The organism is Achromobacter sp. D7-1 (genome assembly GCF_059760445.1).
This window is the reverse complement of the sequence record NZ_JCBAMT010000084.1, coordinates 1-12,736: the sequence shown is the minus strand read 5'-3', so window position 1 is coordinate 12,736 and position 12,736 is coordinate 1. Positions and strand designations below refer to the sequence as shown.

11 protein-coding genes are annotated in these 12,736 nt (G+C 65.7%); 5 read left to right on the top strand and 6 right to left on the bottom strand.

What is annotated here, in order from left to right:
* Positions 1-124 precede the first annotated feature (124 nt).
* The 5 genes from AC6LKD_RS26735 to AC6LKD_RS26715 all read left to right on the top strand — a co-directional run bounded on the left by AC6LKD_RS26735 (position 125) and on the right by AC6LKD_RS26715 (position 6,362).
* The gene (locus tag AC6LKD_RS26735; RefSeq protein WP_498117930.1) at positions 125-1,696 is read left to right on the top strand and encodes a diguanylate cyclase; all 1,572 of its coding nucleotides are present in this window, start codon (positions 125-127) and stop codon (positions 1,694-1,696) included.
* Positions 1,697-1,803: 107 nt separating this feature from the next.
* Positions 1,804-2,787 carry a Bug family tripartite tricarboxylate transporter substrate binding protein gene (locus AC6LKD_RS26730; RefSeq protein ID WP_498117929.1) on the top strand — a complete coding sequence of 328 codons (984 nt, stop codon included), beginning with the start codon at positions 1,804-1,806 and terminating at the stop codon, positions 2,785-2,787.
* A gap of 38 nt (positions 2,788-2,825) precedes the next feature.
* Entirely contained in the window at positions 2,826-3,737 is a 912-nt protein-coding gene (locus tag AC6LKD_RS26725) for a fumarylacetoacetate hydrolase family protein (RefSeq protein WP_498117928.1), read from the top strand.
* Between the two features lie 44 nt (positions 3,738-3,781).
* Positions 3,782-4,984, top strand: a complete 1,203-nt coding sequence (locus AC6LKD_RS26720; protein ID WP_498117927.1) for an amino acid aminotransferase — start codon at positions 3,782-3,784, stop codon at positions 4,982-4,984.
* Between the two features lie 52 nt (positions 4,985-5,036).
* Positions 5,037-6,362, top strand: a complete 1,326-nt coding sequence (locus tag AC6LKD_RS26715) for a M20 metallopeptidase family protein (protein WP_498117926.1) — start codon at positions 5,037-5,039, stop codon at positions 6,360-6,362.
* A 57-nt stretch (positions 6,363-6,419) separates the two neighbouring features.
* Here AC6LKD_RS26715 and AC6LKD_RS26710 read toward each other — a convergent pair whose 3' ends face one another.
* The 6 genes from AC6LKD_RS26710 to AC6LKD_RS26685 all read right to left on the bottom strand — a co-directional run.
* Positions 6,420-7,205 carry a crotonase/enoyl-CoA hydratase family protein gene (locus tag AC6LKD_RS26710; RefSeq protein WP_498117925.1) on the bottom strand — a complete coding sequence of 262 codons (786 nt, stop codon included), beginning with the start codon at positions 7,203-7,205 and terminating at the stop codon, positions 6,420-6,422.
* 24 nt (positions 7,206-7,229) lie between these two features.
* Positions 7,230-8,237, bottom strand: coding sequence for an acyl-CoA dehydrogenase family protein (locus AC6LKD_RS26705; RefSeq protein WP_498117924.1), 1,008 nt, complete (start codon positions 8,235-8,237; stop codon positions 7,230-7,232).
* 11 nt (positions 8,238-8,248) lie between these two features.
* Positions 8,249-9,412 (bottom strand): acyl-CoA dehydrogenase family protein, encoded by a 1,164-nt coding sequence (locus AC6LKD_RS26700; protein WP_492274160.1) that lies wholly within the window; start codon positions 9,410-9,412, stop codon positions 8,249-8,251.
* Positions 9,409-10,656: a CaiB/BaiF CoA transferase family protein gene (locus AC6LKD_RS26695; protein WP_492274159.1), complete on the bottom strand. Its 1,248-nt coding sequence runs from the start codon at positions 10,654-10,656 to the stop codon at positions 9,409-9,411. Before AC6LKD_RS26695 ends, AC6LKD_RS26700 begins: the two co-directional genes overlap by 4 nt.
* Positions 10,653-11,633 carry a Bug family tripartite tricarboxylate transporter substrate binding protein gene (locus AC6LKD_RS26690; RefSeq protein WP_492274158.1) on the bottom strand — a complete coding sequence of 327 codons (981 nt, stop codon included), beginning with the start codon at positions 11,631-11,633 and terminating at the stop codon, positions 10,653-10,655. Before AC6LKD_RS26690 ends, AC6LKD_RS26695 begins: the two co-directional genes overlap by 4 nt.
* Positions 11,634-11,800: 167 nt before the next feature.
* The coding region (locus AC6LKD_RS26685; protein ID WP_498117923.1) for a Bug family tripartite tricarboxylate transporter substrate binding protein at positions 11,801-12,736 on the bottom strand (936 nt) is incomplete at its 5' end.

Below are 12,736 nucleotides of genomic sequence, written 5' to 3'. Positions count from 1 at the left end.
AGCCGCAAAACTGAATGCTCTACGCGCGCGCAGGCATGGCCGGGCGCAGCAGGCCCCGATTCAATGGTCAGAGAATTATTGAAGGAGCTCCGCATTGATCCCTGCAGCGATGCCCAGACTGAAGTTGCGCCGGCTGATCACCGTGCTGGCGCTCGCCAGCGGAATCATTGCCTTCGCCAACACGCTGTACGCGGCCTACCTGGTCCAGCGCGAACAGCTCATCGCCAATACTCTGGAGGCCAACCGGGCCTACGCGGTCAAGCTGGCCGAGGTCACCGACCTTTACATCGAATCCATACAGCGGCAGCTGGTCCTCTCTGCCGAACGCGCGCCTGGCCTGGTCGGATCCAAGTCCGCCCTGGAGGACGAACTCGCGCGCCTCGTCCACCAGACAGACGGGGCCATGACTGCCGCCATTACCGACAGGAACGGCACCGTCCTGGCCACCGTTCCAGAAAATCCGGGCTTTGAAGGCAAGACGCTGGTTCGGCAGCAATCGGTCACTGGCCCACAAAGATTGGCGGGACAGATATCGACGCCCTATGTGGGCATGGCGGGTCATCTGATTTTGGCTTTTTCAGAGCCCTACCTGGATGCCAAGGGCGCTTATGCCGGCACCATCATCACCGCCCTGCCCCTGCGGCAAGGAAATGAATTCGACAAGCTGGTGGGCGATCATTTCTACCGCGACGGCTCCTACCTGTATGTCATCGATGGCGACGGGAACATCATCTATCACAAGGACAAGGAACGCATCGGCACCAGCGAAAGGAGCAACGCGGCGGTCGAAGCGGTGCTGCGGGGCGAGACCGGGGCGATGCCCGTGGTCAACACTCGCGGCACGCACCTGCTGGCCGGATACGCCGCGCTCAAGAACGGCGGCTGGGGCGTGGTGGCGCAGCGCCCCCTGGAGGAAACGCTGCGCCCGCTACAGAGCCTGACCAGCAGGATCGTGCTCTACGCCCTGCCGGTGGGGCTGATCATGTTCCTGCTCATCTACCTGTTGGGCCGCTGGATCTCCAGGCCCCTGGAAGAACTGGCGCAGGTCATCGAACGGGACCAGCCCGGCGCCTCGGCCGGCGACCTCGGCAAGATCAAGAGCTGGTACTACGAAGCGGCACGCCTCAGAAACGCGGTAACCATGAGCCAGAATTCCCAGACCAGGCGCATCGACAAGCTGAGTTCCGACACCATCACCGACCCGATGACCGGCCTCATCAATCGAAGAGGCCTGGCGCTGCAAGTCGCCGCGCTGCAGCGGGCTCAACAGCCTTTCGCCGCGCTCGCGCTGGACCTGGATCACTTCAAGCGCGTGAACGACACCTTCGGGCACGCGGCCGGCGATCAGGTGCTGATCGCGCTGGCCGGCATCCTCAGGACCTGCATCCGGGCGGAAGACGCGCCGTGCCGCGTCGGCGGCGAAGAGTTCCTGATCCTGATGCCGGACGCCTCGCGCGACACCGCGGGGAAGGTGGCCGAACGCATCCGGGCGGCGACGGCAAGCCAGGTCATGCCGCAAGGAGTGGGACAAGTCACGGTCTCCATCGGCATCGCGCTATGGCCGTCCGATGATCCCGACATCGACAAAGTCCTAGCCAAGGCCGATCAGGCTTTGTACCGGGCGAAGCATTCGGGGCGCGATCGGGTGGAAGCATGGTCGGCCGTGGAAGCCAGTCCCAAAGATACGCGGAATTGAAATTCCTATTGGTTTTCACCCGATGACGAATCTTCATCAGACGGTTTTCACCAGGCAACTACAATCCTGGCCAGGGTCAACTCAAATAAAAAGACCGTGGAGACAAGATGAAGACAGCCATGCCTGGTGGGACCTCCCTCATCACCCGACTCAAATACCTGGCGTTGGCCGGCCTGTTCATGGCGGCCTCTGGCCACGCGCAGCAGCCAACAAAGCTGGTCGTCGGCCTGCCCGCCGGCGGATCGTTCGACACCATCGCCAGGATCGTGGCGGAGAAGCTTCCCAGCCATCTGGAGCGGCCAGTGGTGGTGGAGAACCGCCCCGGCGCGCAGACGCGCATCGCCATCCAGGCGGTAAAGAGCGCGGCGCCCGATGGCAACAATCTGCTGGTCGCGCCGGGCGTGGCCATCTTCCTCTACCCGCACCTGTTCCGCCAGCTCAGCTACGACCCCTTCACCGACCTCAAGCCTGTCACACAGCTGGTGAGCTGGGACATCGTGCTCGCCGTCGCGGCGGACAGTCCCATCACCTCGTTCCAGGAATTCCAAACCTGGACCAGACAGAATCCGGGCAAGACGTTCTACGGCACATCCGGCACCGGCAGCCTGCAGCATTTCCTGGGCGTATCGCTGGCCAAGCGTCTGGACACGCCGCTTGAGCACATCGCCTTCAAGGGCGGCAAGGACGCCGTCACAGCGCTGCTGGGCGGCCATATCAATGCCATTGTGATGGACGCGGGCGAAGTGGTCCCGTTGGCACAGGCGGGCAAGCTGCGCGTCCTGGCGACTTTCAGCGCGCAGCGCGAACCGGCGCTGCCGCAAACCCCGACCATGCGCGAGCTGGGGCTGGGCGAGCTGGAGACCTCGGGCTGGGCGGGGCTGTATGCGCCGGCCGGCACGCCGGAGCCGGTCATCCACAAACTGAACACGGCCGTGAACGAAATCCTCGCCCTGCCCGACGTGGCCAGGCGCGTCGCCGAGCTGGGCATGCGGCCGGCCGGAGGCACGCCGCAAGCCGTCGATACGCTGGCGCGCGAACAGCTCGATCAGTGGCGCGATACGGTCGCTCAGTCAGGCTTCGTGGTCGACTGAGCGCCGCCTCCCTCTCTCCTCTATCACCGGATCAACACATGTTCGCATTGACCACTCTCGACGTCGCCTCCCGCCCCGTCGCCTGCCTGGAGATCGATGGCAGCCACTATCCGCTGGCCGCTTGCGCGCGGGTACTGGACCTGCCGGCGCTGGATGCATCCGTGCGGGACCTCTTCGAGGACTGGCCGCGCTCGCTGGCGCTGCTGGAACTGGCGGCCGCGCGCCGCGCCGCGCTCGCGGGCCACGAAGTCGCCGGGCCGGTCCGCCACCTGGCGCCGCTGCAGTATCCCGGCAAGGTGCTCTGCGCCGGGGCCAACTACCATGATCACCTGGCGGAAATGAATGTGCCGAATGCCGCGGACAAATCCGCGCAGCGTCTGTTTTTCTTCTTCAAGCCGCCCCGCCAGGCCGTGGTCGGCGAAGGCGCGACGGTACACATGCCCATCGACTGCCAACGCCTGGACTGGGAAATCGAGCTGGCGCTGGTGATAGGCAAGACAGCCAGGAACGTGAGCCTGGAAGACGCGCTCGACCATGTGGCGGCGTACACGGTAGCCGTCGACATGTCGGCGCGTGACCTCAATAAGGCGCCCGACACCTTCTACAAGCTGGATTGGGTGGCAGGCAAGGCGCATGACACCAGCTGTCCGCTCGGCCCCAGGCTGGTGCCCGCAACCTTCATCCCCGACCCCATGGACCTGGGCATGAAGCTCAGCGTCAATGGCCAGCTCAAGCAAGACGCCCGCAGCAGCGGCATGGTCTTCGACATCCGCGAACAGCTGGTGACCCTGAGCCGCATCATGACGCTGGAGCCCGGCGATCTGGTGCTGACCGGCACCCCCGCCGGCGTGGGCGCGCCACAAGGCACTTTCCTGAAGATCGGCGACGAAATCAGCGCCACGATCGAGGGCATCGGCACCCTGGCGGTGCAGATTCAGGCATCGCGCTGACATCCTGGCCGGCCACGGCCGCATCTTCCTCATGAGGCAGTTCCATGCAGTCTCTATTCTCTCCCCTGCCCGCTGCGGCCGGCGACACGATCTTCGCCCTGGTTGAAGCCTTCCAGAACGACCCCGCGCCCCATAAGGTCAGTCTCAGCATCGGCACCTACTTTGACGCGGACGGCAGCATCCCCGTCATGCGCGCCGTTCGCCAGGCGCGTGCAGCGCTCATCCAGGCGGGAAAGCCGCATCCCTACCTGCCCATTCCCGGTTCGGCGTCATACCGCGACGCCGCCAGATCGCTGGTTCTCGGCGCCGATGGCCCGGCGCCGGCGCGCGTGGTGACGGCGCAAAGTGTGGGCGGCACTGGCGCCTTGAGGCTCGGCGCCGACCTGCTGCGTCGTACCTGCCCCGAAGCAGCGGTCTGGGTCAGCGATCCGACCTGGGAGAACCACGACCAGATCTTTCGCCAGGCGGGCTTCACGGTGCATGAGTACCCCTACTACGACGCCGCGACCGCCACTGTCCGCTTCGCGCAGATGCATGACGCGTTGCAAGCCCTGCCTGCCGGCTCCATCGTCGTGCTGCACGCCAGCTGCCACAACCCCACGGGCGTGGACCTGTCTCCAGACCAGTGGCAGGCGCTGACCGAACTGTTTGCGCGCCAGGGCCTGATTCCGTTTTTCGACCTGGCCTATCAAGGATTCGGACTCGGCCTGGACGCGGACGCCGAGCCCATCCGGGCGATGGCGCGCGCCGGCGTGGAGTGTTTGGTCGCCAGCTCTTTCTCCAAGAATTTCTCCCTGTACGGCGAACGCTGCGGCGCCCTGAATATCGTGTGCCACGACGCGGCCGCCGCGGACCGCGCGCTGGGCCAGCTCAAGCAGCTGATACGCAGCAATTACTCAACGCCTCCCACTTTTGGCGCCGCGCTGGTTGCTTCCGTCCTGAACGATCCCGCGCTGCGGCAACTCTGGGCCGAAGAGCTTGAACAGATGCGAGTGCGGCTTGTGGGCCTGCGCGCGCGCCTGTCCAACGCACTGGCGCAACTGACCGGCGACCCCGATGCCTGGAACTATATCAAGCGGCAGCAAGGACTGTTCAGCTACATGCGGCTCAGTCCTCAGCAGGTGGAATCGCTGCGCCGCGAGCATGCCGTGTACCTGCTGAAGTCCGGCAGGCTGTGCGTCGCCGGCCTGACCGACGGCAATATCGATCACGTCGCACGCGCCATCGCGGCCTGCGCCCGAAGCTGAGCATTCCTCCCCTCGCCCGGGGCCCGAGGCGATCACTCGATTGGAGCAAGGCATGACCGCACCCTCCCGGCTTCTCACCGCAAGTTTCGGAATGACGCTAGGTATGGTCCTGGCCTCGCCCGTCGCCGCCTCCGGCGCCGACCTGCTGCAGAATGGCCTGCAACGGGCCGACCAGACCGAGCCTGACGTGATCGCATGGCGGCGCCACATCCACCAGCATCCGGAACTGTCGTATCAGGAGACCGAAACGGCGAAATACATCGCCGACGCCTTGCGCGCCATGCCCGGCATCACCATCGAGACCGGCATAGCGCGGACTGGCATCAAAGCCGTGCTCAAGGGCGGCAAGCCGGGGCCCGTGGTGGCGCTGCGCGCCGACATGGACGCCCTGCCCGTCGAGGAACGCAATGACCTGCCGTTCCGCTCCCAAGCCAAGGCCACCTGGCGCGGGGAGCAGGTGTCCGTGTCGCATGCCTGCGGCCATGACACTCACGTGGCGATGTTGCTGGGCGCGGCCCGCGCCTTGTCGGCCATGCGCGAGGAACTGCCCGGCACCATCGTCTTCCTGTTCCAGCCGGCCGAGGAATGGGGGCCCGACAAAGAGCCCAGTGGTGCCCGGGCCATGATTGCGCAAGGCGTGCTGGAGAATCCCAAAGTGGATGTGGTCTTCGGCCAGCACATAGGCGCTGGCGCCCCCTCTGGCACCATCGCCTACCGGGCCGGACCAACCATGGCCAGCGGCGACCGATTCGAAATCTCGCTGCATGGCAAGGGTGGTCACGGCGGCAGGCCATGGACGGCCAATCCGGCGCTTGTGCCGGCAGCCGAACTGACCCTGGCGCTGCAAGGCATCACCAGCAGCAAGGTGGACCAATCGGACGGCGTCACCGTGTTGTCCATCGGCATGCTGCAAAGCGGGCGGCGCCCGAACATCCTGCCGGAGAACGCTGAACTGGCAGGCACCGTGCGCTCGTTGTCGTCGCGGAACCAAGGCATCGTGCACGAGGCCATCCGCACGCGGACCGAGCATATTGCGCAAGCCTATGGCCTGAAATCCAAGGTCGACATATACACGGGCTACGAGGTCGTCGACAACGACAAAACGCTGACTCGCAGCCTGATACCAGCATGGCAGGCGGCAGCCGGGGCCGGCAAGGCCGTCGAAATGCCGGCGCCATCGACCGGCAGCGAGGACTTCGGCGCCTATGGCGTCAGCGGCAAAGTGCCTTCGGTCTTCTGGTTCATCAATGCCTCGCCTTATGGCGACAAGGGCGGCGCGCCCAACCATTCGCCGGAATTCGCCATTGATGAAAGCGCGTTGCGCGTTGGCGTGCGGGCGCTGGTGGCTTCCGCGCTGACGTATATGGACAGGCAGTAGGAAGGACGCCCCAAGCCCTGGACCGCATACTCGTCACGCCAACGACCGTGCCGCGACTCAAAACCGCGGCGCGCGCTTTTCAATGAAGGCGGTGACCGCCTCGCGGTGTTCGGCGGTCTTGTGGGCCAGGGCCTGATAACTGGCGGACAGTTCCAGCAAGGATGCCAAGCTACTTTGCTGGCCTTCGCGCAGCAAACGCTTGGTCATGCGCATGACGCCGCCCGGATTGGCCGCAATCTTCGCGGCAAGCGTCCTGGCGGCCGGCAGCAGCTCCGCCGCCGGCACGACCCTGCTGACCAGGCCGCAAGCCAGCGCATCCTGCGCGCTGATGGCCTCCCCGGTGTAGGCCATTTCGCTGGCCTTGGCCATGCCCACCGCCCGCGGCAGCAGCCAGGCGCCGCCATCACCCGGCACGATGCCGACGCGCACGAAGCTCTCGGCGAAGGTGGCCGTATCGGCGGCGATGCGGATGTCGCACATGCAGGCGATATCCAGGCCGGCGCCGATGGCCGGGCCGTTGACGGCGCAGATGACGGGCACGTCCAGGCCATGTAATGCGAGCGGAATGCGCTGGATGCCCTGGCGATATTCTTCACAGATCCGCTCTGGCGTCAGCGCGTCGTCGAAGAAGCGGCGCATGTCCTTGACGTTGCCGCCCGAACTGAAGATCGGTCCCGCGGCCGTCAGGATCAGTACCTTCACGTCTGCGTCCTGCCGTATGTCGGCGCACAGCTGCACGATCTCTTCGATGGCGGTGTTGCCGGTCAGCGCATTGCGTGTCTCCGGCTGGTTCATGGTGGCGACGACGATGCCGCCGTCGCGTTCTATCTGCAAAAAGGCCATGCCAGAATCTCCTGTAAACCGGGCTTATGCCGAAACATCGGTAATCGCACGCACCAGGTCCAAGGTCGGCCCTGCGTGCGCGAACAGCGCCTCTCCGGCCACGTCCTGCCAGTACGCTTCGCTGCCGGCCGTCTGACGCCAGGCATGCAGGCGGCGCGTGTAGAGCTGCAAATCGTATTCTTCCGTAAAGCCTATCGCGCCATGCACCGCATGCGCCAGCTCGGCCACCACCAGCGCCGCCTCGCTGCAACGCGCCTTGGCGACCGCTACCCGCAGCCGGTCAGGCGCCACGCCTTCGGCATGGCAGCCCAGCTGCGCCGCCATGCGCGCGGCGCAGACATGCTCGCTCATGACGGCCAGCTGATGCTGGATCGCCTGGAACTTGCCGATGGGCCGGCCGAACTGCTGGCGTTCATTGGCGTACTGCAAGGTCCGTTCCAGCACGCTGCCCAGCGCGCCGGCCATCTGCGGCGCGACCACGCAGGCCTGCAAGGTCCGGATGTCGATGGCAGCGTCGATCGCTACGAGCGGCGCTACCTCGACCTGCGCCGGTTCCCAGCGCATGGCCGCGTCCAGCGCAAGCACGTGCGGATCCTGTCGCGCCTGCCCGGCGTCCAGCAGGCGCCAGACGCCGTCAGCCTGCACCAGCACGCTGTCGGCCACTCGGCCGCCACGCACCAGCGCGCACAGCCACGCGCCGTCGGCCTGTTGCTGCCCTCGTGCCAGCCCTATGCTGCCCGCCGGCCGCTGCGCGGCCGGCAGCAGCGCGCGCGCGATCATGGTTTCGCCCAGCAACAAGGGCAGCGCGTGCGCCCCGCACTGCTCCAGCACACCGAACACCTGGTCCAGGTTCAACCCGGAGCCACCGTCGTCTTCGCCGAGCAGCGCATCGGCCAGGCCGGCGGCCTCCAACTGCTGCCAGAGCCCGCGGGCCGAATCGCCGCCCGCCTCGATATCGCGCACCGCCTGCGGCGTGCAATGGTCCGCCAACACCTGGCGCGCAGCATCGGCGTACAGATCGTTATCGCTCATGTCATGCTCCTTCAACGCAGGCCCAGGCCGCGCGCGATCATGCCGCGCAGGATCTCGCGGGTGCCGCCCCGCAAGGAGAACGAGGGTGAGGCCTCCGTCACGTACTTCAGCGTCATCAGCAATTCCACCGGTATGTCCTCCACCTCGCGCGAGTACAGATCTTCCGCGATCCAGGCCGGGATCATCTGCTCCAGCGTGGTGCCCAGTTCCTTGACCAGCGCCGCCTCCACGATGGGGCTGGCGCCGCGCGTCAGTTTCTCCTGCACCGATACCGACATGGCCCGCAGCGGCGTCAGTTGGCCCAACACCTTGCCGGCCAGCCGCTGGGCCGAGGGCGTGCGATTGGCCGGCAGGCGCGCATAGTCCAGCCATTGATCGAACAGCACGATGCTGGAGTACAGCCGTTCCGGACCGCTACGCTCGAACGCCAGTTCGGCCGTCACCTGCTCCCAGCCCTGCCCTTCGGCGCCCACCAGCGCATCGGCGCCCAGCTGCACGTTATCGAAGAACACTTCGCAAAAGTGGCTGTCGCCCGACAGGTCCTCGATAGGCCGAACCGTCACGCCGGGTAGGGACAGGTCGACGATGACTTGGGACAGGCCCTTGTGCCGGTCCTCCGGCCCGCCCGAGGTGCGCACCAGGGCGATCATGTACTGGCAGTGATGGGCGTTGGTAGTCCAGATCTTCTGCCCATTGAGCAGCCAGCCGCGGTCGTTCGGCATGGCGCGCGTGCGCACGCTGGCCAGGTCCGACCCGGAGTTCGGTTCGCTCATGCCTATGCAGAAGAAAGACTCGCCGCGGCAGATGCGGGGAACATGGAAGCGCTTCTGCGCTTCCGTGCCGTACTTGAGAATGAGCGGCGCGCTTTGCCGGTCCGCGATCCAGTGCGACCCGACCGGTGCGCCAGCGTTGAGGAACTCTTCCACCAGCACATAGCGCGCGAAGGCGCTGCGTCCGCCGCCGCCGTACTCGCGCGGCAGGGTCAGGCCGATCCAGCCGCGTTCGCCGACACTGCGGCTGAAGGCGGTGTCGTAGCCGCCCCAGGAACGCGCCCGGATATGCGCCGGCATGTCGCGCACGGCCTCCTGGAGGAAAGCGCGGACGGCGGGGCGCAAGGCCTCGTCTTCGGGCGGAATGCGCGTCAGCGGCAAGGCAAGTGAATTCAGGCTGCTCATCCCAGGACTCCATTGGTTCGATGCGTATGCAGGGTGTCCGCGCTCAGGCCCAGAATACGGGCCAGGACGGCATCGGTATGCTGGCCCAACTGCGGCGGCGCGTGGCGGTAGCTCACCGGCGTATCCGACAGGCGGATGGGGCTCGCAACCAGCGGCACTTCACCGGCCTGCGGGTGCTGCATGCTCATCTTCAGGCCACGCGCCTGGACCTGGGGATCCTCAAACACGTCCGCAACGGTATTGATGGGGCCGCAAGGCACGCCATGCTGTTCCAGCAGATCGATCCACTCGCGCGTGCTGCGGGTGACGGTGATGGCGCGCAAGCCTTCGATCAACGCATCGCGATGCGCGATCCGCGCCGCATTGCGCGCAAAGCGCTCGTCCTCGGCCCACTGCGGCCGTTCGATGGCGACGCACAGCCGCGCGAATTGTCCATCGTTGCCCACGGCCAGGATCATGTGCCCGTCCGCCGTCGGAAAATCCTGATAAGGCAGGGTATTGGGATGCGCATTGCCCATGCGACGCGGCGCCTGCTGGCCGTACAGGTAGTTCATGGCCTGGTTGCCCAGGCAGGCAACGCCCACGTCCAGCAAGGCCAGATCGATATGCTGGCCGCGCCCGGTGTGCTCACGCGCCTGCAGCGCTGCCAGGATGGCGGTGCTGGCGTACAGCCCCGTCAGAATATCGGTCAGCGCCACGCCCACTTTCATGGGCCCGCCGCCGGGCATGCCGTCGGGGTGGCCCGTAATGCTCATCAGGCCACCCATGCCTTGAATCAGGAAGTCGTAGCCCGCGCGCTGCGCATACGGACCATCCTGGCCAAAGCCCGTGACCGAGCAATACACCAGCCTGGGATTCAGCTGGCTCAGCGCGGCGTAGTCCAGCCCGTACTGCGCAAGTCCGCCGGTCTTGAAGTTCTCGATCAGCACGTCGCATTGCTGCGCCAGCCGCCGCACCAGCTCCTGCCCCTCCGGCTTGGTGAAATCGATGCTGACCGACTGCTTGTTGCGATTGGCGCACATGTAATAGGCGGACTCGCCGGTGGACTGTCCGGCCGGATCGGTCACGTAGGGCGGCCCCCAGGCGCGGGTGTCGTCGCCCGTCCCCGGCCGCTCCACCTTGATCACTTCGGCGCCCAGGTCGCCCAGCGTCTGGGCGGCCCAGGGGCCGGCCAGCACGCGCGACAGATCGAGTACCTTCACATTCTGCAGGGCTGGTGCCGTCATGGCCGCCTCTTCCTTCATTGTTGGGGAACGTTCGCCTTCTTGACGATGCGCTGCCAGAGCGCGATCTCCTTCTGCTGGAATTCGCGCATCTGCGAGGGGCCGCCCGTCATCGGCGTGGCGCCCAGGCGTTCATAGAAGGCGCGGGTTTCGGGCATCTTGGAGATGCGGGTGAACAGCTCGGCCAGGCGCTCGGTCTGCTCGGCCGGCGTCTTGGCGCTGACCATCGCGCCGACCCAGGTATAGGCCTCGAATCCCGGCAAGCCGGCCTCTGCCGCCGTCGGCACGTCGGGCGAAGTCCCGACACGCTGATCCGACGCCACCGCTACCACCTTCACGCGGCCGTCCTTGGCCAGCTCCTGCACCGCGGTGACTTCGGCGAAGGTGTAGTCCACCGTGCCCGCGGCCACCGCCATGATGGCGTCGCCTGCGCCCTTGAACGGCACATGGACCGTCTTCAGGCTGGCGCTGTCATTCAGCAATTCACCCATCAGTTGATAGCCCGCCGAACCGGCGCCGAAATTCACCTTGCCCGGATTGGCCTGGGCATAGGCGATCAGGTCCTTCAAGGTGCTGTACGACGCCTGGGGGCTGACGGCCAGCATGGCGGGCGAGCGCATCATCATGGTCAGCGGCGCGAAATCCTTGACGGGGTCATAGGGCAGCGTCTTGAACAGCGCCGCATTGACCGCCAGCGTCGAATTGCTGCCGATGAAAACCGTATAGCCGTCCGCCGGCGCGGACAGCGCGTTCTTCACCGCGATGAAGCCATTGGCGCCCGGTTTGTTCTCCACTACCACAGGCTGCCCGGTCAGTTCCTGCAGCTGACGAGCGAAGTAGCGGGCCGAGGTATCGGTGCCGCTGCCCGGGCCGAACGGCACGACGAACTTGATCGGACGGGAGGGGAAGGTTTCGGCCTGCGCCACGGCCTGATGGCCGGCGGCGCCAAGCAACGCGGCAGCCAACACGGCCGTCAGCATTTGTCTGCGGTGCAGCATGGAAGTCTCCTTTGGGTGGAAGGCCGGCCGCTCTAGGCGGCGGTCCTGGCCTGGTGGTCCAGTGGATGACTTTAGGCGTGCTTGATGGGTCTGTCTAATATTAAGAATTTGATATTCGATATTGAATCTATATCAGCAGACCCAGATATCCGGAGGGCGTCCGATGATCAATGCGCCGTCACGCCAAGCTCCTTGATCAGCCTTGGCACCACCGCATATTCCTCCCGGTACTCCCGCAGGAATTCCTCCGGCGAATTGCCTACGGCATCAAAACCGATGTTTGCCAGATACTTGCCGAACTCCGGATCGCGCACCACCTGCTGCGCGGCCGTCGCGAGCTTTTGCACCACATCCGCGGGCATGCCTGCCGGGCCGCTCAAGCCGACCCAGGCCTTGTTCTTGAATATGAAGGCGTCGTATCCCGCTTCGGCGAAGGTCTGGACCTCCGGCAGCAGCGCCGAGCGCCTGTCGCCGATGACAGCGATGGCCTTGACCTTGCCGTCCGCGATCATGGGCGCGGCAATGCTGGTGGAAGTGAAGGTAAACGCCAACTGCCCGCCCAGCAGATCGGTCATTGCCGGCGGCGAACCCTTGTATGGGACTTCGATGAACGTTGCCGAAGACTGCCTGGCCAGGCTCTCCATGATCAGTTGCGGGTATGAGCCTGGGCCGTATGACCCATAGGCCAGGGGAATCTGTGCTGCCCGCGCTTCCTCGACCGCCCCAGTCAGATCGCTGGCTTGCATCGTCTTGTTGGCGATGAGCACCGGACCGGAGGCGGCAATCTTGCTGATCAAGGTGAAGTCTCGCTGCGGGTCGTAAGGCACCTTCATGGTGACGACCGAAGAGATGAGCGCGTCGCCCACGCTCAGCATCAAGGTATAGCCGTCCGGCTTGGCGCGCGCGACTTCAGTCGCACCGATGGTGCTGCCGGCGCCGGGCTTGTTTTCGATCACGATGGGCGCGCCGAGTTGCGCCGACATCAGTTCGCCCAGCTTGCGTCCGATGGCGTCGATAGGCGCGCCCGCGGGAGAGGGAACGATCCAGCGGATAGGCCGGTTCGGGTAGCCGGCTTGCGCCATGGCGCCGACGCTAGCCAGCGC